The organism is Tistrella sp., assembly GCF_002684955.1.
GTDB lineage: Bacteria > Pseudomonadota > Alphaproteobacteria > Tistrellales > Tistrellaceae > Tistrella > Tistrella mobilis.
On sequence record NZ_NYWI01000030.1, the window covers coordinates 51,362 to 77,933 of the forward strand.

At 69.3% G+C, this 26,572-nt stretch carries 24 protein-coding genes and 1 tRNA gene; 13 read left to right on the forward strand and 12 right to left on the reverse strand.

Translation table 11 applies throughout. The annotated features are described in order from the left end of the window. Window positions 1-33: 33 nt before the first annotated feature. The 5 genes from hisF to hisB all read right to left on the reverse strand — a co-directional run bounded on the left by hisF (window position 34) and on the right by hisB (window position 3,572). Window positions 34-801, reverse strand: coding sequence for an imidazole glycerol phosphate synthase subunit HisF (gene hisF, locus CMO28_RS09150; protein WP_014746877.1), 768 nt, complete (start codon window positions 799-801; stop codon window positions 34-36). A 54-nt stretch (window positions 802-855) separates the two neighbouring features. After that, window positions 856-1,587 carry a 1-(5-phosphoribosyl)-5-[(5-phosphoribosylamino)methylideneamino]imidazole-4-carboxamide isomerase gene (hisA, locus tag CMO28_RS09155; RefSeq protein WP_296712803.1) on the reverse strand — a complete coding sequence of 244 codons (732 nt, stop codon included), beginning with the start codon at window positions 1,585-1,587 and terminating at the stop codon, window positions 856-858. 70 nt (window positions 1,588-1,657) lie between these two features. Further along, the gene (hisH, locus tag CMO28_RS09160) at window positions 1,658-2,302 is read right to left on the reverse strand and encodes an imidazole glycerol phosphate synthase subunit HisH (RefSeq protein ID WP_296712804.1); all 645 of its coding nucleotides are present in this window, start codon (window positions 2,300-2,302) and stop codon (window positions 1,658-1,660) included. 140 nt (window positions 2,303-2,442) lie between these two features. Continuing rightward, on the reverse strand, window positions 2,443-2,901 hold the full coding sequence (locus CMO28_RS09165; RefSeq protein WP_296712806.1) for a DUF2628 domain-containing protein: 459 nt from the start codon (window positions 2,899-2,901) through the stop codon (window positions 2,443-2,445). Window positions 2,902-2,966: 65 nt separating this feature from the next. Then, window positions 2,967-3,572 (reverse strand): imidazoleglycerol-phosphate dehydratase HisB, encoded by a 606-nt coding sequence (hisB, locus tag CMO28_RS09170; protein ID WP_014746873.1) that lies wholly within the window; start codon window positions 3,570-3,572, stop codon window positions 2,967-2,969. A 152-nt stretch (window positions 3,573-3,724) separates the two neighbouring features. Between hisB and CMO28_RS09175 the strand changes: the two genes are divergently transcribed. Continuing rightward, window positions 3,725-4,654, forward strand: coding sequence for a LysR family transcriptional regulator (locus CMO28_RS09175; RefSeq protein ID WP_296712808.1), 930 nt, complete (start codon window positions 3,725-3,727; stop codon window positions 4,652-4,654). Here CMO28_RS09175 and CMO28_RS09180 read toward each other — a convergent pair. Next, window positions 4,651-6,054 (reverse strand): PLP-dependent aminotransferase family protein, encoded by a 1,404-nt coding sequence (locus CMO28_RS09180; RefSeq protein ID WP_296712810.1) that lies wholly within the window; start codon window positions 6,052-6,054, stop codon window positions 4,651-4,653. The two genes, CMO28_RS09175 and CMO28_RS09180, sit on opposite strands and share 4 nt — an antisense overlap. A gap of 115 nt (window positions 6,055-6,169) precedes the next feature. Between CMO28_RS09180 and CMO28_RS09185 the strand changes: the two genes are divergently transcribed. From CMO28_RS09185 to CMO28_RS09225, 9 genes are all read left to right on the forward strand, one after another. Next, entirely contained in the window at window positions 6,170-6,892 is a 723-nt protein-coding gene (locus CMO28_RS09185; protein WP_296712812.1) for a GNAT family N-acetyltransferase, read from the forward strand. Continuing rightward, entirely contained in the window at window positions 6,889-7,812 is a 924-nt protein-coding gene (locus tag CMO28_RS09190) for a DMT family transporter (RefSeq protein ID WP_296712813.1), read from the forward strand. The genes CMO28_RS09185 and CMO28_RS09190 overlap by 4 nt, the downstream gene beginning before the upstream one ends. Window positions 7,813-7,816: 4 nt before the next feature. Further along, a complete protein-coding gene (locus CMO28_RS09195) occupies window positions 7,817-8,275 on the forward strand; it encodes a GNAT family N-acetyltransferase (RefSeq protein ID WP_296712814.1) in 459 nt (152 codons plus the stop codon). Between the two features lie 472 nt (window positions 8,276-8,747). Then, a complete protein-coding gene (locus CMO28_RS09200; RefSeq protein WP_014746867.1) occupies window positions 8,748-9,578 on the forward strand; it encodes an alpha/beta fold hydrolase in 831 nt (276 codons plus the stop codon). A gap of 57 nt (window positions 9,579-9,635) precedes the next feature. Then, window positions 9,636-10,349, forward strand: coding sequence for a hydrolase (locus CMO28_RS09205; protein ID WP_296712818.1), 714 nt, complete (start codon window positions 9,636-9,638; stop codon window positions 10,347-10,349). A gap of 113 nt (window positions 10,350-10,462) precedes the next feature. Beyond that, window positions 10,463-12,115 carry an MFS transporter gene (locus tag CMO28_RS09210; protein WP_296712820.1) on the forward strand — a complete coding sequence of 551 codons (1,653 nt, stop codon included), beginning with the start codon at window positions 10,463-10,465 and terminating at the stop codon, window positions 12,113-12,115. Window positions 12,116-12,228: 113 nt separating this feature from the next. After that, the gene (hslV, locus tag CMO28_RS09215; RefSeq protein ID WP_014746864.1) at window positions 12,229-12,789 is read left to right on the forward strand and encodes an ATP-dependent protease subunit HslV; all 561 of its coding nucleotides are present in this window, start codon (window positions 12,229-12,231) and stop codon (window positions 12,787-12,789) included. Next, window positions 12,789-14,102: an ATP-dependent protease ATPase subunit HslU gene (hslU, locus tag CMO28_RS09220; RefSeq protein ID WP_296712824.1), complete on the forward strand. Its 1,314-nt coding sequence runs from the start codon at window positions 12,789-12,791 to the stop codon at window positions 14,100-14,102. Before hslV ends, hslU begins: the two co-directional genes overlap by 1 nt. Window positions 14,103-14,310: 208 nt before the next feature. Further along, window positions 14,311-15,807, forward strand: coding sequence for an ABC transporter substrate-binding protein (locus CMO28_RS09225; protein WP_296712826.1), 1,497 nt, complete (start codon window positions 14,311-14,313; stop codon window positions 15,805-15,807). A 61-nt stretch (window positions 15,808-15,868) separates the two neighbouring features. Here CMO28_RS09225 and xth read toward each other — a convergent pair whose 3' ends face one another. The 5 genes from xth to CMO28_RS09250 all read right to left on the reverse strand — a co-directional run bounded on the left by xth (window position 15,869) and on the right by CMO28_RS09250 (window position 22,147). Next, window positions 15,869-16,675, reverse strand: coding sequence for an exodeoxyribonuclease III (gene xth, locus CMO28_RS09230; protein WP_197465138.1), 807 nt, complete (start codon window positions 16,673-16,675; stop codon window positions 15,869-15,871). A gap of 83 nt (window positions 16,676-16,758) precedes the next feature. Next, window positions 16,759-17,769 (reverse strand): AraC family transcriptional regulator, encoded by a 1,011-nt coding sequence (locus CMO28_RS09235; protein WP_062763711.1) that lies wholly within the window; start codon window positions 17,767-17,769, stop codon window positions 16,759-16,761. Between the two features lie 179 nt (window positions 17,770-17,948). Continuing rightward, entirely contained in the window at window positions 17,949-18,656 is a 708-nt protein-coding gene (locus CMO28_RS09240) for a sulfite exporter TauE/SafE family protein (protein WP_296712828.1), read from the reverse strand. 35 nt (window positions 18,657-18,691) lie between these two features. Continuing rightward, window positions 18,692-20,614: a primary-amine oxidase gene (locus tag CMO28_RS09245; RefSeq protein ID WP_296712830.1), complete on the reverse strand. Its 1,923-nt coding sequence runs from the start codon at window positions 20,612-20,614 to the stop codon at window positions 18,692-18,694. Window positions 20,615-20,683: 69 nt separating this feature from the next. After that, the gene (locus tag CMO28_RS09250) at window positions 20,684-22,147 is read right to left on the reverse strand and encodes an APC family permease (protein WP_296712832.1); all 1,464 of its coding nucleotides are present in this window, start codon (window positions 22,145-22,147) and stop codon (window positions 20,684-20,686) included. A gap of 363 nt (window positions 22,148-22,510) precedes the next feature. On the opposite strand from CMO28_RS09250, the gene CMO28_RS09255 reads away from it, so the two are divergent. Continuing rightward, complete coding sequence (locus CMO28_RS09255) at window positions 22,511-24,019, forward strand: isocitrate/isopropylmalate family dehydrogenase (RefSeq protein WP_296712834.1); 1,509 nt, start codon at window positions 22,511-22,513, stop codon at window positions 24,017-24,019. A 102-nt stretch (window positions 24,020-24,121) separates the two neighbouring features. Here CMO28_RS09255 and CMO28_RS09260 read toward each other — a convergent pair. Then, window positions 24,122-24,196, reverse strand: a tRNA-Gly gene (locus CMO28_RS09260). A 157-nt stretch (window positions 24,197-24,353) separates the two neighbouring features. Here CMO28_RS09260 and CMO28_RS09265 point away from each other — a divergent pair. Then, on the forward strand, window positions 24,354-25,214 hold the full coding sequence (locus CMO28_RS09265; RefSeq protein ID WP_296712836.1) for a hypothetical protein: 861 nt from the start codon (window positions 24,354-24,356) through the stop codon (window positions 25,212-25,214). Between the two features lie 68 nt (window positions 25,215-25,282). Continuing rightward, window positions 25,283-26,566, forward strand: coding sequence for an ABC transporter substrate-binding protein (locus CMO28_RS09270; RefSeq protein ID WP_296712838.1), 1,284 nt, complete (start codon window positions 25,283-25,285; stop codon window positions 26,564-26,566). Window positions 26,567-26,572 lie beyond the last annotated feature (6 nt).

The window sequence follows — 26,572 nt, forward strand, 5'->3', positions numbered from 1 at the left end:
ACCTTCATACGATATTCATGGAGAGTGGGCGGGCTATTGGCCCGGCAGGCGCACCGGGATGCCGGCCGCGGCCATGTGCTGCTTGGCCTCGGCGATGGTGTGCTGGCCGAAATGGAAGATCGAGGCGGCCAGCACCGCCGAGGCATGGCCCTCGCGCACGCCTTCGACCAGATGGTCGAGCGTGCCGACACCGCCGCTCGCGATCACCGGCACCGTGACCGCATCGGCCATGGCGCGGGTCAGCGGCAGGTCGAAACCCGCCCGGGTGCCGTCGCGGTCCATCGAGGTCACCAGCAGCTCGCCGGCGCCGTATTCCGCCATCCGGACCGCCCAGTCGACCGCATCGATGCCGGTGGGCTTGCGGCCGCCATGGGTGAAGATCTCGAAGCGGCCGCTGTCGCCCAGCTTGGCATCGATTGCGACCACGATGCACTGGCTGCCGAACTTGCCGGCGGCTTCGGCGACCAGTTCGGGGCGGGCGACGGCGGCGGAGTTGATCGAGACCTTGTCGGCACCGGCCAGCAGCAGGGCGCGGATATCCTCCAGCGCCCGCACGCCGCCGCCCACCGTCACCGGCATGAAGCAATGTTCGGCCGTGCGGGCGACGACATCCAGGATGGTGCCGCGGTTCTCGTGCGAGGCGGTGATGTCGAGGAAGGTGAGTTCGTCGGCGCCGGCGGCGTCGTAGAGCCGGGCCTGTTCGACCGGATCACCGGCATCGCGCAGGCCGACGAAGTTGACGCCCTTGACCACGCGGCCGTCCTTCACGTCCAGGCAGGGAATGATGCGGGTCTTCAGCATGGCCGGGTCCTTGGCAGGAAAGGGACGTCCGCGTGGGAAGAAGGCAGGGTCGGATCAGGCGCGGCCGGCAGCCACCGCCAGGGCCGCGGCGGGATCCAGCCGGCCGTCATAGAGCGCACGGCCGGTGACGACGCCGGCGACGCCGCGATGTTCCACCGCCTTGATCGCGCGGATGTCGTCGATCGAGGCGACGCCGCCGCTGGCGATCACCGGGGTGGTCAGCCGCTCGGCCAGGCGCGCGGTCTGTTCGGCATCATGGCCCTGCAGCGTGCCGTCGCGGCCGATATCGGTGTAGATGATTGCAGCCGCCCCGGCATCCTCGAAGGCGAGGCCCAGATCCCCCGCGCTCATGGTCGAGGTCTCGGCCCAGCCTTCGACCGCGACCATGCCGTCACGGGCATCGATGCCGACCGCGACCTTGCCCGGGAACAGCCGGCAGGCCTCGCGCACCAGCGCCGGATCGCGCACCGCGATCGTGCCCAGGATCACCCGCGCCAGGCCGCGGGACAGCCAGTCCTCGACTGTGGCGAGATCGCGGATGCCGCCGCCCAGCTGCACCGGCAGATCCACCGCCTTCACGATCGCCTCCACCGCGGCCGCATTCACCGGCCGGCCGGCGAAGGCGCCGTTCAGATCCACCACATGCAGCCATGCGAAACCCTGGTCGCGGAAACGGGCGGCCTGGGCGCCGGGATCGTCGGCGAAGACCGTGGCACGGTCCATGTCGCCCTGCACCAGACGCACGCAGGCGCCGTCCTTCAGATCGATGGCGGGATAGATGATCACGGGGCTGTCGTCCTGTCGAAGTCGCGGAAGTCGGAAGGAAGCTTTGCCTGCAGATGCGAGGCCGGGCCGCTCAGGGCCGCCAGCGCAGGAAGCCGGCGATCAGCCTCTGGCCCACCGCCTGGCTCTTTTCCGGATGGAACTGGGTGCCGATCAGATTGTCGCGGCCGACGATCGCCGTCACCCGGCCGCCATAGTCGGCGGTGGCGAGCAGATGCGCCGGATCATCGACGGTCATGGCATAGGAATGCACGAAATAGACATGCGCCCCCGGCTCCACCCCGGCCAGCACCGGATGGCGGCCCGGTTCGAAATCGAGCGCGTTCCAGCCCATATGCGGGATCTTGAGCGCGGGATCCGACGGCGCCAGCGCCTCCACCCGGCCGCCGATCCAGTCGAGCCCGGGGGTGACGCGGTGCTCGAAGCCGCTGGTGGCGAGCAGCTGCATGCCGACGCAGATGCCGAAAAAAGGCGTGCCGCGGGTGGTGACCGCCTCGGTCAGCGCCTCGGCCAGACCGGCGGCGCCATCCAGTCCCGCCCGGCAATCGGCGAAGGCGCCCTGGCCGGGCAGAACCAGCCGGTCGGCCGCCAGGATGCGGGCGGGATCGGCACTCACCAGCACCTCGGCGGCGATCCCGGCCTCGTCTGCGGCATGGGCGAAGGCCTTGGCGGCAGACCTGAGGTTGCCGGAGCCGTAATCGATGACGACGATGTTCATGGGTGCTTCCGGGTAGAGGGGCCAGACTGGGTCGTGGCCGGATCAGACAGCCGGGCGGGGGCCGGCACAGAGGCCGAGGTCGCTTCCGGTGGGGGCGACCGGTCTGGTTTCGGGGCCCGGGCGCCGGGGCCGTCAGGCCCTCAGACGCCGAGGCCCCCGGCGTGGCCGAAGGCACCGGGCGCGGGGCCCCGCCCTCCCTGGTCGTAGCCGCGTGCATCGCGGCGGATGGCGGCGTCGCGATGCAGGATCGCGGCCTTGTACAGCGCCTCGTCGGCGTCATCCGCGGCGATCGGGCCGATCTCGCGCCAGCCCAGACGGTCGTAGCGCCGACGGCGAAGATCGTTGGCGACGACGCCGTAGATCGCATTCACCGCCACGGCGGCGATGGTGATCGTGGTCTCGCCCGCACCGATCACCCCCAGACCCCCCGCCAGCACCATGCCTGCCACCAGGATCGCTACGGCCGCCGCCCATTGCCGGTGCCAGAGCGCCCAGAGCACCCCCAGCACGAAGGCCGCCCACGAAAAGCCCTCGGCGACGACGCGGGCGCGGTCGACCGGGCTGACCAGAGGTGGGACATGGACCGAATAAATGCGCATGGGCTTCGGGATGGAAGGAAGTGTGTGACGGAAGACGTTCGGCGGGGCGGGACGGAAGGACAGGGTCAGAGCGAGCCGCCGAGCACGCCCTTGGTCGAGGGCACCGAGCCGGCCGCGCGCGGGTCGATCGAGATCGCCTGGCGCAGCGCCCGGGCCAGACCCTTATAGCACGACTCGACGATATGGTGATTGTTCTCGCCGTAGAGATTTTCCACGTGCAGCGTGACCCCGGCCGCCTGGGCGAAGGCCTGGAACCACTCCTTGAAGAGTTCGGTATCCATCTCGCCCAGCTTGTCGCGGGTGAAATTCACCTTCCAGATCAGATAGGGCCGGTTGGACAGGTCGAGTGCCACCCGGGTCAGGGTCTCGTCCATCGGGATATAGGCATGGGCGTAGCGGGTGATGCCGCGCCGGTCGCCCAGCGCCTTCGCCACCGCCTCGCCGATGGCGATGCCGGTATCCTCGGTGGTGTGGTGGAAATCGATATGCAGGTCGCCTTCGGCACGCAGGGTGAGGTCGATCAGGCCATGGCGCGAAAGCTGTTCCAGCATGTGGTCGAGAAAGCCGATGCCGGTCTTCACGTCGTAGCGGCCCTGGCCGTCGAGATCGACGGTCACGGAAATCCGGGTCTCACGGGTGTTGCGCGTGATCGTGGCGGTGCGCTCGCTCATCTCGTCTCCACTGGGGTCGTCGCCGCAGGTGCGGTGTAGATGTATGAAATTCCGCGGGAAAACCCAATTGAAATTCGTTGCGGTGCAAATTCGCAGGCAGCCGCAGGGCGCGCTATGATGCGGGTGACCCGTCTGCGATGCGAGACCCGCCCTTGAACGACCCGCTGAAAAAACTGTCCTGGGACGATCTGCGCATCGTGAAGGTGATCGGGGAAGCCGGCAACCTGGCGGCGGCGGCCGGCCGGATCGGCATCAACACCTCCACCGCCTTCCGCCGCCTGGGCGAGATCGAGGCCGTGCTCGACCGGCCGCTGTTCGAACGCCGGCGCAGCGGCTATGTCCCGACCCCGGCGGGCGAAGAACTGGTGGCCCTGGCCCAGCGGCTGGAGGTCGACATCGTCTCGGTCACCCGCCGGATCACCGGTCAGGACCAGGACGAGGCGGGCGAGATCCGGATCGCGACCAGCGACACTTTCGCAACCTGGCTGCTGCCGCCGGTGCTGGCCGGCTTCACCGCGCTGCATCCGGGCGCGCGGGTCGAGGTGGTGGTCGGCAATGGCGCGCTCAACCTTGCCCGCGGCGAAAGCGACGTGGCGCTGCGCGCGACCGACGACCCGCCCGAAAACCTGGTCGGACGGCGGGTGGCGCGCATCGCCTGGGCGCCCTATCGCCAGCGCCGCGCCCATGACGAGGCGGGCGGGCACATGCCCGACGATCTTGCCTGGGCCGCCTATTGCGACGAACTGGCCGGGCTGAAGGCCAACCGCCATCTCGAAACCCGGGTGCCGGCGGAACGGATCGTGTTCCGGACCAACACGGTGCAGGGCATGGCGGCGACGCTGGCTGCGGGGCTGGGCGCCGGCTGGCTGCCCTGCCTGGTGGGCGATGCCCTGCCCGATCTCGCCCGCCTGGCCCCCGCCGACGAGGCGCTGTCGGACGGGCTCTGGCTGCTGACCCATCCGGATCTGCGCAAATCCGGCCGGGTGCATGTCTTCCTGGAGTATTGCGCGGCGGCGCTGACCAGGCGCCGGCCGTTTATCGAGGGGCGTGGCATCGAGGGGCATGGCGCCAGCTCTGGCTAGCGGCCGACCAGGATCGCCGCGATCCGGGCCATGGCGGCATCGATGCGGGCGGGGTCGACGTCGGCGATGCCGAACAGCAGGCCCGGCCGGGGCGGGCCCAGATGGAAGCCCGACATCGGCTCGGGTCCGTAGCCTTCGGCGGCAAGCCGGCGGGCGGCGGCGGCATCGTCGGTGGCGGGGTCGCGGAACCAGCTGGCGAGCTGCAGCCCGCCCTCTGCCGCGGGGCCGGTTACCAGCAGATGGCCGAGGCGGGCCTCCAGGGCCGCCGTGACCGCGGCCCGGCGTTCGGCATAGGCCGGGATCATCCGCCTCAGATGGGCGCGCAGCCGGCCGTCGCGCATGAAGCGGGCAAGTGCCGCCTGGACATGGCCCGACACCGCGGCACCGCCGCGGCGATGGGCCTCTGCCAGCGCCGGCAGCAGGGCGGGTGGGGCAATCAGATAGGCGACGCGAAGCCCCGGGGCCAGGGTTTTGGAGAAGGTGCCGAGATAGACCACCACCCCGGCCCGGTCGATGCCCTGCAGGGCGGCGATCGGGTGGCCGGCATAGTGGAACTCGCTGTCGTAATCGTCTTCCACCACCACGGCCCCCGAGATGCGGGCCAGATCGAGCAGGGCCAGCCGGCGCGGCAGGGTCATGGTGACGCCGGTCGGATACTGGTGCGAGGGGGTGGTGTAGATCAGCCCGGGCGGTGGTGCGCCCGCGGCGGCGGCGACATCGATGCCCTGGGCATCGCAGGCGACCGGCACCAGCCGGGCACCTGCCGCCTGAAACACCGCCCGCGCCGAGGCATAGCCCGGCTCCTCCATCCAGACCGTGCCGCCCGGCGGCAGCAGCACCCGGGCGAGCAGGTCGACCGCCGCCCGGGTGGAGGGCAGGATCAGCACCCGTTCGGGCGTGGCCGAAACACCGCGCACCGCCGCGACATGGTCGACGATCAGGGCGCGCAGCTCCGGCAGGCCGGCGGTGCCGGCATAGCCCAGATCGGTGGCGCGGACCGATCGCGCCGCCGCCCTGAGACAGGCCGCCCAGTCGGCATAGGGGAAGGATCCGAGGTCGGGCACACCGGGCGAGAAGCGGCGGCGCGGCGCACCGGCCCCCGGCAGGGGGGCGATGGCTGCTGCGACGGCAGGTACGGCCGGACGCGGCACCAGCGCCGCCACCCGGGTGGCGGAGCCGGCGCGCCCCTCCAGATAGCCCTCGGCCTTCAGCCGGTCATAGGCGTTGACCACGGTGGAGCGGGCGACACCCAGCGCCGCGGCCAGCGCCCGGCTGGGCGGCAGGCTTTGCGGCGCGGTCAACCGGCCGTCGAGAATCCGGTCGCGGAGGCTGCGATAGATCTGCCCCTCCAGATCGCCGGCCGCACGGTCCAGCGCCAGCCAGGCCGGTATCGCCGCCATTGCCGCCCTCCCCTTCACGATTGGTCTGCTGGATATTCCAGAAGTGGACGTTTACATCGGACCTGTCGGCGGCGCAATTTCCAGAAACCGGATCATTCTGTGGAACGCTTGCGCCATGACCGCCACCGACCAGACCACCGGCCCCGACCAGACCACCGGCCCCGATCTTTCCGGCTCCCGCGATCTTTCGGCCTGGGCGGGCGTGCCGCGCCCCGACCGGGCACCGATCGAGGGGCGCTATGCCCGGCTTGAACCGCTGGAGGCCGCCACCCATGCGGCGGCGCTGTTCGAGGCCTCGGCCGCCCCGGGGGCGGAGGCGCGCTTCCGCTATCTGTTCGAGGAACCGCCCGTGGACGCGGCATCCTTTCAGGCCTGGGCAGAGGCGGCGCAGGCGAAGACCGATCCGCTGTTCTTTGCGGTGATCGACCGCGCGACCGGCCGCGCCGAGGGCCGCCAGGCGCTGATGCGGATCGACACCACCCATGGCGTGATCGAGATCGGCAACATCCTGTGGGGGCCGGCGATCGCGCGAAGCCGGGTTGCGACCGAGGCGCTGTTCCTGTTCGCCGATCTGATCTTCCGGATGGGCTATCGCCGCTTCGAATGGAAGTGCAATGCCGACAACGCCCCGTCCCGGCGGGCGGCCGAACGCTTCGGCTTCGCCTTCGAAGGCATCTTCCGCCAGCACATGGTGGTGAAGGGCGCCAATCGCGACACGGCCTGGTTCGGCATGACCGACGGCGACTGGTCGCGGCTGAAGCCCCGCTATCTGGCCTGGCTCGACCCGGCCAATTTCGATGCGGAGGGCCGGCAGCGCACCCGGCTCGGCGTCTCGTGACCACGGCGGCCGGGGCCGGAAGCCCGCGCACCGACCTTGCCGCCCGCGCCTCGATGCTGCTGGTGACGGTGGTCTGGGGGCTGAACTGGCCGGCGGGCCGGCTGGCGCTTCAGGACCTGTCACCCTGGGCGCTGCGCGTGGTGTCGTTCGGCTGCGCCGCCGCCGTGCTGATGGCGGTGGCCCGCAGGCAGGGCGTCAGCCTCAGGATCGAAGGCCGCCGCCAGCGCCTGGATCTGGCCATTGCCGGCCTGCTCAACACCGGCGGCTTCGGCATCCTCGCGGCCTTCGCCCAGCTTGGCACCTCGACCAGCCGCACGGCGATCTGTGCCTATACCATGCCGATCTGGGCAACGGCGCTCGCCTGCCTGTTCCTGGGCGAGCGGCTGGACCGGCGGCGGATCGTGGCCCTTCTGCTCGGCATCGCCGGTCTCGGCGTACTGATGCAGCCGCTGATGGCGGGTGGCCTGCCGTCGGGCGTGATCTTCGCGCTCGGTTCCGCCGTCAGCTGGGCGGCGGGGACGGTCTGGCTCAAACGGGCGCGGATCCAGGGCCACCCGATCGCGATCGCCGCCTGGCAGCTGGTGGCCGGCACCGCGGCGGTGACGCTGGGCTTCCTGCTCGACGGGGCGGATATGGGCGACGGGCTGCATCTGCTGCCGGCGCTGGGCCTTGCCTACAACACCCTGATCGGCTCGGCCCTCGCCTATCTGCTCTGGTTCCAGGCCGTGGCCCGGCTGCCGGCCAGCGTTGCCGGGCTCGGCACCCTGCTGGTTCCGGCGGTGGGGGTGGTCGCCTCGGTGCTGCTGCTCGGCGAGCGGCCCGCCGCCACCGATCTCGCCGGCTTCGCCCTCATCTCGCTTGCGGCCCTGGCCGCCCTTGCCCCCGCAACCCTCCCCTCCCGCTCCCGTTCGAGGCCCTGATCCCATGACCACGACCGATATCGTCATCCGGCCGATCGGGCCGGCCGATCACGCCGCCTGGATGCCGCTCTGGCGCGGCTATCAGCGTTTCTATCAGGTCGATATTCCCGACGAGGTCTCGGCCGTCACCTGGGCGCGGCTGCTCGACCCGGCCGAACCCATGGGCGGCGCCCTCGCCTGGCAGGGCGATCGTGCGGTCGGGCTGGTCCATCACATCCGCCACCGCTCCTGCTGGACCACCGGCGACTATTGCTACCTTCAGGACCTGTTCGTCGCCGCCGACATCCGCGGCAGCGGTGCGGGCCGCCGGCTGATCGCCCATGTCTACGATATCGCCCGGGCCGCCGGCTGTGCCCGGGTCTACTGGCTGACCCACGAGACCAACACCACCGCCATGCAGCTCTACGACAAGGTCGCCGACCGGTCGGGCTTCGTGCAGTACAGGAGGAGTCTTCAGGTCTAGCCCCTCGCCGGGCGGGCGCTCCGCGCCCTTGGCCGCCGCCGCAATGGCGGCTGGCACCCGCACGAGGTGTGCGGATGCGGCCTCTTCCGGAGGCTCTTGAACAGACGGCCCGCGCCTCGGATTTCGGGGGGCGGGCCGTTTGCGTTCGGGCAATGGGGGAGCGGGGTTCGACGGCATTTCTGCAAGGATCGTCTTGCAGCATCGCAATTTGCAGTTTCATGCCATCCGGCTATTCTGAAGACACGGAACGACGACGAGACAGACCCGAAGCTGAAACAAAACCCACGCAGACTTCTTCCGGGACTGCCTCTCGCACAGAAGATTTTCGATCCCGACCGGCCGGGAACATGGCCTGGACTTCAGGGATCTGGCCTCTCCGCTCAGCGAAACATCATCCAGGTCATGCCCCCGGCCGCAGAATCTTCACGGCCGCAACGGGACCGGTCTGCGCTTCTTCAGGGGAAAACGTGTCATGCCCAGCATCCTGACCCGCGACAATGTCGAGATCCACTACAAGGATTGGGGCCCGAAGGACGGGCCGGTGGTGATCCTGAGCCATGGCTGGCCGCTGAACGCGGACAGCTGGGACCGCCAGGCGATGTTCCTGGCCGATGCAGGCTACCGGGTCATCGCCCATGACCGCCGCGGCCATGGCCGGTCCAGCCAGCCCTGGGACGGCAACGACATGGACCACTATGCCGACGACCTCGCCCAGCTGATCCAGGCCCTGGACCTGCACGAGGTGTCGCTCTTCGGCTTCTCGACCGGCGGGGGCGAGATCACCCGCTATGTCGGCCGCCACGGCACAGGCCGGGTTGCGAAGCTGGGCCTGATTTCGGCGGTGCCGCCGCTGATGCTGAAGACCGACGCGAACCCCGGCGGCCTGCCGATCGAGGTGTTCGACGGGATCCGCGCCGGCAGCCTGGCCGACCGGTCGAAGCTCTACCAGGACATCGCCTCGGGCCCCTTCTTCGGCTTCAACCGGCCGGGCGCCACGCCGTCTCAGGGCATGATCGACGCCTTCTGGTTCCAGGGCATGACCGGCGGCCACAAGAACACCTTCGACTCAATCAAGGCCTTCTCGGAAACCGATTTCACCGAAGACCTGAAGAAGTTCGACCGGCCGACGCTCATCGTTCATGGCGACGACGACCAGATCGTGCCGATCGACGCCGCCGGCCGGGCCTCGAAGCGCCTGGTGCCCCATGCGGAACTCAAGGTCTACGAAGGCGGCCCTCACGGCATCACCGATACCCATGCCGACCGCCTGAACCACGACATGCTCGCCTTCCTGCAGAGCTGACCTCCCATCCGGCCCTTCCCGACCCTTATCAAACAGAAAAATCAGGAGACCACGGTCATGTCGAACGCGAAGCTCGAAGTCCTCACCCCGCAGAACAGCCAGCTCATCTTCATCGATCAGCAGCCGCAGATGGCTTTCGGCGTGCAGTCCATCGACCGCCAGGTGCTGAAGAACAATGTCGTCGGCCTCGCCAAGGCGGCGAAGGTCTTTGGGGTGCCGACCACCATCACATCGGTCGAAACGCTGGGCTTTTCGGGCCACACCTACCCGGAACTGCTCTCGGTCTTCCCCGAACAGCCGATCCTGGAGCGCACCTCGATGAACTCCTGGGACGACCAGAAGGTCCGGGATGCGCTGGCGGCGGCCGGGCGCCGCAAGATCGTGGTCTCGGGGCTCTGGACCGAGGTCTGCAACACCACTTTCGCCCTCTCGGCGATGCTCGACGGCGGCTACGAGATCTACATGGTCGAGGATGCATCGGGCGGGACCAGCAAGGCGGCCCACGACTATGCCATGCAGCGGCTGATCCAGGCCGGCGTGGTGCCGGTGACCTGGCAGCAGGTGCTGCTGGAATGGCAGCGCGACTGGGCCCGCAAGGAGACCTATGACGCGGTGATCTCGATCGTGAAAGAGCATTCGGGTGCCTATGGCATGGGTGTCGACTATGCCTACACCATGGTCCATGGCGCGCCCGAGCGGGGGACCCACGGCCCCACCCTCGATCCGGTGCCGGCGACCCATGTGCCCGCCACCCCGTTCAAGCCGGCGTGATGCCCCCCGCGCCCGACGCCGCCTGACGCCCGATGCCGCCTGAGCCATCCCGGGCCGGCCGGAGCCTGCAAGCCCCGGCCGGCCCGTCTTCTTCCCGAAGGGAGACGGAGCCCATGACCACCACCCGGACCGACCCATCCGATGCGGCGGCATCGGGCGCCCCCGGCGCCTGGGCGCCGCTGCGCAACCGGGTGTTTCTGGCCATCTGGCTGGCGGTGATGGTATCCAATACCGGCACCTGGGTGCGCGACGTCGCCTCGGGCTGGCTGATGACCGAGCTTTCGCCCTCGCCGCTGCTGGTCTCGCTGGTCCAGGCCGCCACCACCCTGCCGGTCTTCCTGCTCTCGGTGCCGGCCGGCGCGCTGGCCGACATCGTCGACCGGCGCCGGTTGCTGATCACCGTGCAGTCGGGGCTGCTGGTGGTGGGCGCCGTGCTCACCCTCTCGGCCCATCTGGGGCTGATGTCGCCGGGGTTGCTGCTGGCGCTGATCCTGGTCGCCGGTGCCGGTGCCGCCCTGTCGGGCCCGGCCTTCCAGGCGATCGTGCCCGAAGTGGTCGGCCGCGCCGAGCTGCGCCCGGCCGTCGCCCTGAACTCGCTCGGGCTCAACATCTCGCGGGCGATCGGCCCGGCCCTCGGCGGGTTGATCGTCGCCACCGCCGGCGTTGCCGCCGCCTATCTGTTCGACGCCATCTCGTATCTGGCGGTGGTGGGCGTGTTCCTGCTCTGGCGGCGCCCGGCCCGGACCTCGGACCTGCCGCCCGAAAGCTTCCTGCCGGCGATGCGGGCGGGGCTGCGCTATGCCGCCGGCTCCCGCGCGCTCGGCCGGGTGCTGCTCCGCGCCGGCGGCTTCTTCCTCTTCGCCTCGGCCTATTGGGCGCTGCTGCCCCTGATCGCCCGGGAACGGCTGATGGTCGATGCCGCGGGATATGGCGTGCTCCTGGCCGCGATCGGCGCCGGTGCGGTGGCGGGCGCCATCGCCCTGCCCCGGCTGAAACTGCCGGGCCATGTCCTGGTCCTGGGCGGAACCCTGATGACCGCGCTGGTCACCCTTGCCCTGGCGCTGGTCCAGGATCGCTGGGCGGCGACCGGCGCGCTGGCGGTGGCGGGGGCGGCCTGGATCGCGGTGCTGACCACGCTCAACGTCGCGGCCCAGTCCACCCTGCCCGACTGGGTGCGGGCCCGCGGTCTTGCGGTCTATCTGATGGTGTTCTTCGGCGCGATGACCGCGGGCTCCACCGTCTGGGGTCTGGTCGCCCAGAGCGCCGGGATCGAGCCGGCGCTGGTGATCGCCGCCATCGGCGGCAGCATCGCCGGCCTCGCCCTCGCCCGGCTGGTGAAGCTGCCCGCAGGCACAGACGACCTCACCCCCTCTCACCACTGGCCGGACCCGGCCTCGGCCGCACCCGTCCCGGGGGATCGCGGGCCGGTGCTTGTCACCATCACCTATCGGATCGACCCGGCCGACCGCCGGGCCTTCCTGGACGCGGTTCGGGAGCTTGCCCGCATCCGCCGGCGCGACGGCGCCTTCGGCTGGCGGGTGCTGGAGGATGCGGAAGATCCGACCCGGTTCGAAGAGATCTTCTTCGCCGCCTCGTGGCTGGAGCATCTGCGCCATCACCGCCGGGTCACCCGTGCAGATGCCGGGCTTCAGGCCGGGGTGAACCGGTTCCACAGGGGCGAGACCCCGCCCGTGGTCCGGCATCTGGTGGGGGCGGATCCCCGGGACGAACCCCTGCCCGCCATGGGCCATGATCATCACGACTGACGGGGCCCCGGGCGGTTGCTCTTGACCGCCCGGTCGATCTCGACCACATGAGCGGGCATTCCGGCGGTGATCCATCACCGCCGGCCTCCCATCGAGGACAGGCTCTGCAGACGATGAGCAACGGCGAGACGACGACGACATGGCACGGCACCACGATCCTTTCGGTGCGCAGGGGCGGCCGGGTGGTGATCGCGGGTGACGGGCAGGTGTCGCTCGGTCAGACGGTGATGAAGGCCAATGCCCGCAAGGTGCGGCGCATCGGCGACGGCAGCGTGATCGTGGGCTTCGCAGGCGCCACGGCGGATGCCTTCACGCTGGTCGAGCGGCTGGAAGCGAAGCTCGAACGGCACCCGAAGCAGCTGGCGCGCGCCTGCGTGGAGCTGGCCAAGGACTGGCGCACCGACCGCTATCTGCGCCGGCTGGAGGCGATGATGGCTGTGGCCGATGCCAAGGTCTCGCTGGTGCTGACCGGCAATGGCGACGTGCTGGAGCCGCAGGACGGCATCATCGGCATCGGATCGGGCGGCACCTATGCGCTGGCCGCCGCCCGGGCGCTGGCCGATATCGAGGGGCTGGACGCCGAGACCATCGCCCGCAAGTCGATGAAGGTTGCGGCCGAGATCTGCGTCTATACCAACCACGAAGTCGTCGTCGAGAGCCTGGAGACCGCGTGATGGACACCCCCGCCTTTACCCCGCGCGAGATCGTCTCGGAACTCGACCGCTATATCGTGGGCCAGGGCCAGGCCAAGCGCGCCGTGGCCGTGGCGCTGCGCAACCGCTGGCGCCGCCAGCAGCTGCCGGAAGGGCTGCGCGAGGAAGTTCTGCCCAAGAACATCCTGATGATCGGCCCGACCGGCGTCGGCAAGACCGAGATCGCGCGCCGGCTGGCCAAGCTCGCCAACGCGCCCTTCCTGAAGGTCGAGGCGACCAAGTTCACCGAGGTCGGCTATGTCGGCCGCGACGTGGAACAGATCGTCCGCGACCTGGTCGAGGTGGCGCTGGTCCAGGTGCGCGAGCAGCGCCGGCGCGATGTCCGCGCCCGGGCCGAACTCGGCGCCGAAGAGCGGCTGCTGAACGCCCTGGTCGGCGAGACCGCCAATGCCGACACCCGGCAGAAGTTCCGCAAGATGCTGCGCGAAGGCACGCTCGACGATCGCGAGATCGAGATCGAGGTCGCCGAGGCCTCGGTCGCGGCACCGGCCTTCGAGGTGCCGGGCATGCCGCCCGGCCAGATGGGCATGGTGAACCTGTCGGACATGATGTCGAAGATGTTCGGCGGCCGCCAGGCGCGACGCAAGCTGACGGTCAAGCGGGCCATGGAGCTGCTGCTGACCGAAGAAAGCGACAAGCTGCTCGACCAGGAAGAGATCACCCGCACCGCCCTGGCCCAGGTGGAGCAGAACGGCATCGTCTTCCTGGACGAGATCGACAAGATCTGCGCCCGTGAAGGCCGCAGCGGGGCGGATGTCAGCCGCGAAGGCGTGCAGCGCGACCTGCTGCCGCTGATCGAGGGCACCTCTGTCGCGACCAAGCACGGCGCGGTCAAGACCGACCACATCCCGTTCATCGCCTCGGGCGCCTTCCATGTCGCCAAGCCCTCGGACCTCTTGCCCGAACTTCAGGGCCGCCTGCCGATCCGGGTGGAGCTGGAAGCGCTGTCGCGCGACGATCTGGTCCGGATCCTGACCGAGCCCGAGGCGAGCCTGGTGCGCCAGTATGCCGCCCTGCTCGGCACCGAGGGGGTGACGCTGGACTTCCAGACCGACGGCATCGCCGCCATCGCCGACATCGCCGCCGAGATCAACCGCGGTGTCGAGAATATCGGCGCCCGCCGTCTGCACACGGTGATGGAACGGCTGCTCGACGAGGTCAGCTTCGGCGCGACCGACCATTCCGGCCAGACGGTCGCGATCGATGCGGCCTATGTGGAGAAGCAGCTGGGCGGCATCTCGCGCGATGCCGATCTCTCCAAGTTCATCCTCTGATCCCGGGGATGGCGCCGGCCGCAACCGGCGCGTAATATTCCGGACCCGAACGGCGCCCGCATCGAAAGGATCGATGCGGGCGCTGTCATATAAGTGTCATATTTTTGCAGAACTTCCGTCGCGATCCGCTACCATTCTCTGGCTCACCGGCACTCCCCCGGCGTTGCCGCCGTCTTCAGGCTGCAGATAAGAACAGGATCGCACCCGCATGCACCGTCGCACGCTCAAAGCTGCCGTTGTCGCCGCCTTCGCGGTGTTCGGCGCTGTCATGGCGGCCGAGGCCGCCCCCCGTGATACCCTCGTGATCGGCATCCAGCAGGAGCCGACCTCGATGGACCCGACCTCGGACGCCACCGCGTCGATCGACACCGTCCTGACCCGGAACGTGTTCGAGACGCTGACCACCGCCGACGAGACCGGCACGGTGCAGCCGCTGCTGGCGAAGTCGTGGGAGGTGTCGCCCGACGGCAAGGTCTATACCTTCAAGCTGAACGATGGCGTGACCTTCACCGACGGCAAGCCGCTGGATGCCTCCACGGTCAAATTCGCCTTCGAACGGGCGATGGCGCCGGACAGCACCAATCCCAGCAAGACGATCTTCGCGCTGATCACCGGCATCGAAACCCCGGACGCCACCACCGTGGTCATCCGGCTGAAGGAGCCCGACGCCTATTTCCTGGCCAATCTGGCGATGGGCGATGCCGCGATCGTGCATCCGGACACGGCGGCCAACAACAAGACCACGCCGGTCGGATCGGGCCCCTACAAGGTGAAGGAATGGGTGCGCGGCGATCGCGTGGTGCTGGAGCGCAACGACGCCAACCGGCTGGCGGCGAAGGCGAAGCTGCGCGAGGTGAGTTTCCGGGTGATCCCCGATCCCAACACCGCCGCGGCGGCGCTGTTCTCGGGCGACATCAACGCCTTCCCGGTGATCCCGGCGCCCGAGACGCTGGAGCAGTTCAAGCAGGACAAGCGCTTCGTCGTGGTCTCGGGCACGACCGAGGGCGAGGTCATCCTGGCGATGAACAACGCCAAGCCGCCTTTCAACGACATCCGCGTGCGCCGGGCGATCAACCATCTGCTCGACCGTCAGGAGATCATCGATGGCGCGATGTCGGGCTACGGCACCCCGATCGGCAGCCATTTCCCGCCCCACAACCCGGCCTATGTCGACCTGACCGGCCGCTACCCGCATGACGTCGCCAAGGCGAAGGAACTGCTGGCCGAGGCCGGCTTCCCCAACGGCTTCGAGACCACCCTGCAGCTGCCCCCGCCGCCCTATGCCCGCCGCTCGGGCGAGATCATCCGTGAGCAGCTGGCGGAAGGCGGCATCCGCGTCCAGCTGGCGAATGTGGAATTCCCGTTCTGGCTGTCGGAGGTCTACAAGAAGAAGCTCTACGACATGACGATCATCGCGCATGTCTCGCCGCGCGACCTGTCGAACTACATCAAGGGCACGGAGTACTTCTACGGCTATGACAGCCCCGAGTTCCGCGCGATGTACGACGATTTCCGCAAGACCGTCGACCCGCAGCAGCAGATCGAAAAGCTGAAGGGCCTGCAGACCAAACTGGCCGACGATGCCGTGCACGGCTTCCTGTTCCAGCTGGCCCAGGCCGGCGTCTACGACGCGAAGCTGCGCGGCTACTGGAAGAATGCGCCGGAGCTGATCACACCGCTGACCGACATGTATTGGGCGGATTGAGGGCGTCCCTCGGATCCGTGCCGGACGGGCGTTTTACCTCCCGTCCGGCGGCCCCGCCGGATCAGGCCGGATCGATGTCGACCATCACCGGCACATGGTCGGAGGGCTGTTCCCAGCCGCGCGCCTCTTTCAGGACCAGGGCGCCGCGCACCCGGGGCGCCAGGGTCGCGTCGGTCCAGATGTGATCGAGCCGGCGGCCGCGATCGGCGGCGGCCCAGTCGCGGGCACGGTAGGACCACCAGGAATAGAGCTTCTGTTCGGGCGGGATGACCTGGCGGACCACGTCGACCCAGGCGCCGGCGGCCTGGACGGCGTCGAGCTTTTCGACCTCGACAGGCGTGTGGCTGACCACCTTCAGCAGCTGCTTATGGCTCCAGACATCGGTTTCGAGCGGCGCGATGTTGAGGTCGCCGACCATGATCCGCGGCGCGGTGCTGCCGGCGATCTCAGGTCCCCAGGCGGTCAGATCGTCCAGGAAGCGCAGCTTGTGGGCGAATTTCGGATTGACCTCGGGGTCGGGGACATCGCCGCCGGCCGGCACGTAGAAATTGTGCACGACCATGCCGTCGGGCAGGCGGGCCGAGATGTGGCGCGCATCCTCGACACCACCCCAGAAGCGGTGGCCGGCGGGTTCGATCGGCCGCTTCGACAGGATCGCGACGCCGTTATAGCCCTTGTCGCCGCGGAACGAGACATGGGCGAAGCCCAGCGCCTGCACGGCTTCCAGCGGAAAATTGGCGTCGTCGACCTTGGTCTCCTGCAGGCAGACCACGTCGGGGCGGGTCTCCTCCACCACCCGGCCCAGCAGCGGCATGCGCAGCCGCAGCGAATTGATGTTCCAGGTGATCAGGCGCAGGCGGTCGGTCATCGGCGGCGTCTCCGGCGGGAACGGGTCGCCGATCTTCGCGGACCCGGCTGCCGGTGACAAGCCCGGCTGCCGGCGATCTGGAGTTATGCCGCCCTGAAGGCGGCGGGTGACCGGCCGGTCATCGCCTTGAAGGCACGGGTGAAGGCGCTGGTTTCGCTATAGCCCAGATGCAGCGCGATCTGGGTGACCGGCATCCGGGTTTCGGTCAGCATCGCCCGGGCGAGGCGCAGCCGGACCCGGTTGCGCAGATCGGCGAAGGCCACGCCCGCGGCGTCGAGCTTGCGCTGCAGGGTGCGCGGGCTCATGCCCAGATCGGCGGCGAGGCCGGCCAGCTCCACCGGCATGCCGCGATGCAGCGCCTCGACCATCCAGGCCTCGATGCCGGCGGTGAAATCGATCCGGGCGGTGTGGCGGGCCATCCGGCGGGCGAGATCGTCTTCCACCCGTCGGCAGCGGCCGGGATCGGCGGTCGGGATTGCGGCATCCAGCCAGTGGGCGGGGAAGAGCAGCGCGTTCTCGCGCGCACCGAAGCGGACCGGGCAGTCGAAATGATGGCGATAGTCGGGCACGTCGCCCTGGGGCTGGTGGCGGAACTCCACCCGGCTCGCCCGGAAGCGCGGCCCGGCCAGCCAGGCCACGACATGATGCTGCAGCGCCAGGGTGAAATTGGCGTCCTGCGCCCGTTCATGCACCGTCGGATCCTCGATTTCGTAGGACAGCCGGGCCAGATCGCCCGAGACCTCCAGCCGGACCCGGGTGTTGTCCTGGGCGGTGGGCAGATAGCGGCAGAACTTCTCCAGCGCGCCACCGACCGTCAGATCGCAGTGAAACACCTCCCCCACCCCGCCCAGCCGGCGGATGTCGAAGACCCGGCCGTAATCGAGCCCGAAGGTGGTGGAGCCGGTATCGGCGGCGGCGGCTTCCAGGGTGGCGGTGAAGCTGGCGAGCGGCAGAACCTCGGCCCCGCCCGGCTCGGGCGGCAGGCCGATCCGGGCATAGACCTCTTCCGGCCTGCCGCCCTTCGACCTGATGATCGAGGTCAGTCCGTCAATGGCGCCCGAGGTGATGGTACCGAAGTGATGGGGCGAGATCATGGGCCGGACTCTCGTTTTACTCGGAGTCGGGGGCCCCTTCGTCTTGCAAGATGCGTACCGTTATTTCGAAGAGCGAAAGAGCGGCCCGGTCTGCGGGATAAAACCGCCGGGCGGGGCCGGTTCTTCGGCTTTGTCTGCCCTGTTTTTAGTCAATCAGAATGATTCCAGGAATCATGCATCTAAAACAGGCAGATTTCGGTGAGCAGGGCCGGCGGCACCGCCAGGGTGACGAGGCCGATCAGACCCAGACCGACACCCGCCGCCAGCCGCAGCCGTGGTGCGCCGTGGCGGGCCCGGGTGATGAGCCCGCCCGCCCCGAGTGCCGCGGCGGCGACCGCCGGCATGGTGCCGAGGGCGAAGCCCGCCATCACCAGCGCGCCGCCGGTGGCGGATCCGGCGAGCAGGGCGGTGAGCAGGGCGGCATAGACCATGCCGCAGGGCATCAGCCCCCAGACCGCCCCCAATGCGACGGCGCGGACAGCGGGGCCGGCGGGAACCGGCTGCGGCAGCAGCCCGGCTGCGGCGGCACCCGCCCGGCGGGCCAGGCCGTCGAGCAGCCGGGGGCCCCGGCCGATGCCGGCCAGGGCAGCCCCCACCCAGAGCAGGTTCAGCGCCGCTGCAACCCTGAGCAGCTGGTTGGCGCCGGCCAGATCGAGCAGCCCGGCGACCCCGGCCGAGCCGGTCCCGGCCACGGCGCCGGCCAGGGTGTAGGTGAGCGCCCGCCCCGACTGGATACGCAGCAGCGCCCCGGCCCGGCCGCGGGCCGTGGCGGCGGGCCGGGCGGCAAGCAGGGTGGCCGAGGCGATGCCGCCGCAGATGCCGGCGCAATGCAGGCTGCCGGCCAGCCCCAGCAGCAGCCCGCCCATGAAGGTCGGCAGCACGGCCATGACCCTCTCCTCCTCCTTCTCCCCCGTCTTGCACCTCAGGCCGAGGCGTGGGCGCAGCAGCTGGCGGCGTTGGTCTCGGGCGCCATGTCGATGCAGGGATTGCCGTTGAAGAAGCCCGACGGCATCAGCTTGAAGCCGGTCATCACGCAGGGTTGGACGGGGAAATCCTCGATCCGGACCGGGTGGTGCAGGCCGAAGACATGCCAGAGCACGATGTCGGCATTCTCGATCGGCCGGTCCTGCTTCACGAAATCGGGCAGGCCGCCGGCACCGGTCGAATGGTTCATATGCTCGCCCGCCGGGAAGCGCTCTTCCGGATCATAGGCGGTGACCCAGACATGGTTCTGCACGAAGCCCGCCCGTTTTCCCGAGGGGCTGTCGGGATGGACGAAGGGGGTGACGCAATGACCGGGTTCCAGCTTGTAGGCGACCGGCGTGCCGGCATGGTTCAGCCGGCCGGGGTTGATCACCTTCCAATAGCGATGGCTGGCGGGATCGATCCGCCGGCAGGCCTCCAGCTCGGTCTTCAGCACCGTCTGGGCCTCGTAGAAGGCATTGCCATAGGGGTTGTCGGGGCCCGGCGCCTCGGCATAGGTGTTGCACTCGACGAAGCTGTTGGCGTCGCCGTCGATCGCCATGTCCAGCCGGGCGCAGAAAATGTGCTGATGGATATGGCCGACCACCCCCGGCGCCACCTCGCGGCCGTATTTGGGCGGCTGGCCGGGGATGCAGGCGGCGGTGTTGATGATGCCCGTCGCCTTCATCTCGAACTCGATCGTGCCGTCGATGTGGAAGTACCAGTAGAGCGCGTATTCGTAATTGCCGACCGTGCAGATGCACGACACCACCAGCTTGCGCGCCCGGCGCACCTCGGCCCGTTCGGTGCGGAAATCCCAGTGCTTCCAGAGCAGGCCGGAATCTTCTTCATGGATGCAGATCGCCTTCTCGATGGTCATCACCTCGCCGCTCATGGTGGCGAGATGGACGTCGAGATATTCGATGGCGCCCAGGCAGTCGCAGCCGAGCTTGAGCGAATTGGCGAGCTTGCCGATGCCGTATTCGCCGATGTCGAACACGTTCTTGCGGAAATGGCCGTTGTCGGGGCTGCCATAGGGCACGACCATCTCGACCAGCGAGGCGCGATGGATGACCGGCCGTCCGTCATAGCGGATGTCGTGGAGGGTGAGCGATTCGCGGGCATTGAAGCCCACCACCAGCGACCACTTGTCCCAGCTGAGCACGGGGCCGTCGAGGCGGAAGCTGACGCCTTCGGGCTGAACCACGTTGAGCGGCTTCAGCGCCGGGCGGAAGCTGTCGCGGAACTGGGATTCGTAATTGTGCTCCCCCATCGGCACCGGCACGACGCCGTAATCGTCGACCCGGATGACCTCCTGCGTCTTCAGGTCGACCACCGCATTCACGCCCTCGATCGGATGGGCGTAGAAGTTCTCGTTTTCGCGCAGCCGCAGCCAGGCGAAGGTGTGGCAGAGATGGCGGTCTTCCTCTCCCGGCACCGAGAAATTGCCCGCCGACCAGGGGTCGACGCAGACCATCGCCATGTCGGTGATGCCGCGCTTCGCACAGGCGGCGACGAAATCGGGGCTCGCCTTCACGATGTCCTCGATCGCCATGAACTGTTCCAGCTGGATCATCGGCCGGGCATCCGGCGCTTCGGTGACCGCGGTGACGGCGCCCGCATCCAGGTCGACCACGGTGCGGGTGACGCCCAGCCGGTGCAGGCTGAACAGGTTGACCCGCGCCTCACGCGGGACCGGGCTTCCGGCCCGATAGGCGGCCTTGTCGGGCTCTTTCAACTCGACGGTTTCGATGGCGAGCCCGGCCAGTTCGGGCCGGGTGCGGACGATCGAGACCGCCTTGCGGATCTCCTCCGGTGACAGCGGACGCAGCGGGTGCAGCACGTCGAGGGTGCGGGTGGCCTGGCCGTGGCAGCAATCCATGGGGCGAACTCCTGAAGGCGGGACGTCTGAAGAGGATGCGGGGGCAGGTGCGGGGGCCGGAAGGATCGGTCAGGCGATCTCTTCAAAGGCCTTGCCGATGCGGGCATAGACGGCGGGCCTGCGGGCACGCAGGCCCAGGGCGAAGGCGATGCCGAGGGCGCCGATCGCCAGGATCAGCAGCGGGAAGGCGGCGACCAGGCTTGAATCCGATCCGCTGACCAGCTCGACATTTGCGATCACCAGCCAGAGGCAGACGGCGAGACCCAGCCCCGAGAGTGCCGGCGCGATCGCCCGGTTCCAGAGCCGGACGCCGCGCGCATCGCTGCGGAAGAAGCCCAGCACCGACAGCGAGACCAGGATCTGCATCACCAGAATGCCGATGCTGGCGAAGGTGCTCATCCAGGCGAAGACCACGGCGAAGGGGTCGAGACCCGAAAGCGCGAACAGGATGACGGCAGCCATGGCAAGCCCGGTCTGCACCAGCCCTGCCACATGAGGAGACTGGTGATCGGCATGGGTGCGGGCAAGGCCGGCCCAGGCCAGACCTTCCCGGCCGATGGCGAAGAAATAGCGGTTGATGGTGTTGTGGAACGACAGCGCGCAGGCGAACAGGCTGGTGATCAGCAGCAGGTTCATGATCGTGGTCACCGCCGGGCCGAGCAGCGCGTCCGAGGCATCGAAGAACAGGGTGGCGGTGTGTTCGGTGGCGGCGGCGACGATATGGGACGGGCCGTAATACTGGGTGATCGCCCAGGTCGAGAAGGCATAGAAGCAGGCGATCACCACCACCGCCACATAGGTGGCGATCGGGATGGTCCGCCGCGGATCGCGGGCCTCTTCGCCGAAGATGACGGTGGCTTCGAAGCCGATGAACGAGGCGACGACGAAGACCAGGCCGATGCCCAGCCCCTCGCCGCCGATGGTGGCGGGGGCGAAACTGGTGGCGGTGAAGCCTTCGGGGCCGCCGCCGGTGGCGACGATCGCGAGGTCCAGCACCAGCAGGATCAGGATTTCCGCCGCCATGCAGATGCCGAGCACCCGGCCGCTGAACTCGATCCGGCGCATGCCGCAGACATGGACGGCGAGACCCAGCGCCAGCGCGAAGGCCCACCAGGGCAGCAGGCCGCCGGTGGTGTCGGCCATGAAGAAGCCGAACAGGCCGAAGACCGCGATGTCGATGGCGTTGTAGGTGGCGAGCGCGATCAGCGCCCCGCCCACGCCGACCGGCTTGCCGAGGCCGGCGGCGATGAAGGGATAGAAGCCGCCGGCCGAGCCGACGAAGCGGTTCATGGCGGTGAAGCCGGCGGCGAACAGCAGATAGAGCGCGCCCACCAGCAGATAGGTGCCGGGCACGCCGGCGCCGTTGCCGAAGGCGAAGGCCGCGGGCGAGGCGCCGACCACCGCGGTCAGCGGCGCCGCCGCGGCCAGCACGAAGAAGACGATGTGCGAGACGCCGACGGCGTCGCGGCGCAGCGCGCCGGCCGTCGGCGCAGCCGGGCCCTTGGCACCGGTTGCTTCCGTGATCGTGGACATGAGACCCCCGTCTGCGGCCCGGCGACCCGCTCCCCGCGTGTCCCGTGCCACATGCCATGCGCCGTGGTCGGCGTCGTTTGCGATGTTCATCCACGAGCCTGGGGCCTTCGGCGCCCGGTCACTTGACATCGAGCGACAATTTGCCGCGCTGCATCATGAACGCGAGGGTCGGACGGGGGGCGATGCGGCTGCGCCCGGGGGTTCAATCTGCCCCCGACTTTGGTCCATCGGCGGCAAACTGTGATTGAAGCAACTTTACAAACGGCGGATCTGTGCCCAAATGCCGCGCGGGCGCGTGACCTGAGCGGTGTCGGGGGGATGCCGGGGGCCATGCACCCGTCCCGCATCGAGGAGAGCCGGAACATGCCGTCCACGACCACTGAGACCGTCAAGCCCGTCGCCCACGAAGTGGTGTTGATCGAAGGCGACGGGATCGGACCCGAGATCGCTGCAGCCGTGCGGCTGATCTTCGAGGCGGCGGCCGCCCCGGTGAGATGGACACCGGCGATCGCCGGCGGCCGCGCCTTTGCGGCCGGCGTCGCGACCGGCGTGCCGGCCGAGACGGTCGATGCGATCGAACGCGCCCGTCTGGTGCTGAAGGCGCCGCTGGAAACCCCGGTCGGCCATGGCGGCAAAAGCGCCAATGTGACGCTGCGCAAGCTGTTCGAGATGTATGCCAACATCCGGCCGGTGAAGGAACTGGCCGGCATCACCACCCCGTTCTCGGGCCGCGGCATCGACATGGTGATCGTGCGCGAGAATGTGGAAGACCTGTATGCCGGCATCGAGCACATGCAGACGCCGGACACCGCCCAGGCGCTGAAGCTGATCACCCGCCGCGGCTCTGCCAAGATCGCCCGCGCAGCCTATGAACTGGCCCGGCGCGAAGGCCGCAGCCGCGTGACGGCGGTGCACAAGGCCAATATCCTGAAGCTGACCGAGGGCCTGTTCAAGCGCACGGTCGAGGCGGTGGGCGCCGGCTATCCCGACATCACCACCGACCACATGATCGTCGATGCCTGCGCCCACAAGCTGGTGGTGGCGCCTGAGCAGATCGACGTCGCGGTCATGACCAACATGAACGGCGACATCCTGTCGGACCTGGCCGCCGGCCTGGTCGGCGGCCTGGGCCTCGCCGCCAGCGCCAATGTCGGCGACCATGCGGCGATGTTCGAGGCGGTCCACGGCTCGGCCCCCGACATCGCTGGCCGCGGCCTTGCCAACCCCACCGCCTTCCTGCAGGCCGGCCTGATGCTGCTGCGCCATCTGGGCGAGACCCGTGCGGCGGCGCGGATCGAGGCGGCGCTGGCGCTGACCCTGTCGGAAGGCAGGGTGCTGACCGGCGATCTGGCCCGCGGCAAGGTCGAGGCGGCATCGACCATGGCCTTCGCCGAGGCGGTGGCCGCCAATCTGGAGCGGGTCGACCCCGCCGCCCTGCCCGAGGTGGCGGCACCGGCCTGGGCGGACACAGCTTCCGCCCAGGCCTCCACTCCGACCCCTGCCCTCCCCGACCGCATCACCGTCACCACCCGTGACGATATCGGCTTCGACCTGTTCTTCGAGGTGGAGAACGCGGACCCTGCGGAACTGGGTGCCGAGATCACGGCGCTGGCCGAAGGCTCTCCCTTCCGGCTGAAGCACCTGTCCAACCGCGGCACCGCGATCTGGCCGGGGGCGGTGTCGCGCACCGAACTCACCCCTCACTGGCGCGCCCGTTTCGTGCGCCGCGCCGATGCCGCGGCCGGTTTCGACGATGCCGCGGCCCTGGCCCTGATCGGCAAGGTGGGCGCGCGCCATCGCTGGATGCATGTCGAGAAGCTGCTGGTGACCGATGGCGCCGACGGCTTCAGCCGCGACCAGGGCGAAGCCTGATCCGGACCCGTGCAGGGGGCGCCGTCCCCTGCACGGGGCGCATATCCGCCGCAGACGAAAACACCCCGCCAGGGCTGCCCTGGCGGGGTGTTTTTCTGAAACTGGAGCGGGCGATCGGGATCGAACCGACGACATTCAGCTTGGGAAGCTGACGTTCTACCGCTGAACTACGCCCGCGCGGTGCAGGCAAGATAGCCGGGCGCCCCGCCGCGATCAAGGCCGCAGATGCGGCCGAAGCCCACGGGGCCCATGGTTTCTGCATGGTTGACCTTCCGGCCGTTCCGGGCGTGTATGGGACCGAAGCTGGAAGACAGATGATGCAGGAGGGCCCCTGATGCCGCAGATCAGCCGCCACCTCGCCGTTCTGGCCCTGCTGGGGCTTGCCGCCTGTGCGACGAAGACGCCGGTGGCATTCCTGGCGGATGAACCGGTCCGGCCCTTCGACGGGCCGGTGACGCTGGCAGGGCCCGGGGCTGAGACCGAACTCGACTGCCGGCTGGCGATGCAGGCGACGCTGGATCCGCGGATCGGCGCGCGGGAAAGCCGCAGCGAGGGCCCGGTCGGGGTTGCCTATCACCCCCTGGAAGACGGCGCGGTCCGGCTTGCCGCCGCCTTCCGCAACGCCTCGGTGGGCGCGCGGATGGTGCCGGCCGAGGGCCGGGTGGTGGTGCGGATGGATGGGGATGCCGATCGCGACCCCGCGCTTCGCCCCGCCTATCTGCTGTCGGGCTATCTGGGCTTTCTGGGCGGGGCCGGCGTCTATGGCCGGCCGCTCGACCAGGGCGACGACCTGCCGGTGCCGCCAGATCCGCCGTTGATCGCCCTGTTCCAGCAGGCGCTGGTGGCCGATCCGGCGCAAAGCGTCTATGTGCGCCGGCCCGACGCCGCCGAACGCAGCCGGGGGGTGGCGGGCGGCATGGAGATCGACGGCCGCCCGGCGGTGATGATCCGCACCGTGTCGCATCAGATGACCGAGGTGGCGCCCGGGGTGGTGCGCGCGGGCTATCTGTCGTCGGACTATGTGACGGAAGAGATCTACGACACCGCAACCGGCCTGCCGCTGCGCCAGCAGCTGGACCTGACCATCGATGCGGTCGATGGTGCCGAGCGGACGCGGATGGTCCATCACGTCTCGACCATGACCTGTGATCCGGCGGGCGGGCCGGCGGGCGGAGATGCGCGCACGCCGACGTGATTTGTGCGTCCGCCGATGATCCGGCATATGCTTGAGACGACCGACAGCCTGGAAGGGGATGCCGAGGGATGACGCTGTGGATGCGGATCGGAGGACGGGTGGCCCTGGCGGTGGCGCTGGCCTGGGGGGCGGCGGCCCATGCGGCCGGGACCACGGCCCCCGCGCCGCAACCGGCACCGAAGCCTCAGGGGGCCCAGCTGCGGGCGCAGACCGACTGGCAGGCGGTGCTGGACGAGGCCCGCGGCCAGACCGTGCGCTTCAATGCCTGGGGCGGTGATCCCGACATCAACGAATTCATCGAACGCGTGGCGGCCGAGACCGAGGGCTGCTGCGATGTCGTCGTCGAGCTTGTGAAGCTGGCCGATACCGCCGAGGCGGTGGCCCGGATCAAGGCCGAGGCGGCGGCAGGGCGAAAGACCGAGGGCGGCTCGGTCGATCTCATCTGGATCAACGGCGAGAATTTCGCGGCGCTGCGCACGGCGGATCTGCTCTGGGGGCCGATGCTCGACCGGCTGCCCAATGCCCGTTTCATCGATCTGGGGGCCAATCCGGCACTTGCCCGCGACGGGTCATTGCCGGTCGACGGCTACGAGGTGCCCTGGGGGCTGTCGCAGTTCGGCCTGGTCTACGACCGGACGGTGACGCCCGAGCCGCCGCGCAGCCCCGCCGCCCTCGCCGACTGGATCGAGGCCCATCCCGGCCGCTTCACCTATCCGGCGCCGCCGGATTTCATCGGCAGCGCCTTTCTGAAGCAGATGCTGATCATGCTGCTGCCCAAGGAAAAGCGCCCGGCCCTGGCGCGCCCGGTGGATCCGGCCAAGGCGCCGGGCCTGACTGCGCCGCTCTGGGCCTGGCTCGACCGGATCCGGCCGGCGATGTGGCGCGAGGGGCGGGCCTTCCCGCCCAACGGCCCGGCGCTGGAGCGGATGCAGGCCGATGGCGCGGTGGATCTGGGCTTCACCTTCCATCCCGGCCAGGCGGCCTCGGCCATCGCCTCGGGGCTGATGCCGGCCTCCACCCGGGTGATCGGCTGGCAGGGCGGCAGCATCGCCAATGCCCATTTCATCGCCATTCCCGCCAATGCCGATGCCAAGGCGGGGGCGATGGTCTTCGCCAACATGCTGATCTCGCCCGAGGTTCAGGCCGCCAAGCTGGATCCGCAGATCTGGGGCGACATGACCGTGCTGTCAGCCGGGCGGCTGTCGGCAGAGGACCGGGCGGTGTTCCGCGACATCGATCTGGGCCCCGCCTGGCCGAGCGAAGAGGAGCTGGGCTCCGCCATCCCCGAGCCGCATCCCAGCTGGACCGACTGGCTGGAGGCCGAATGGGCGCGGCGCTATCTGGCCGGCTGAGCCGGG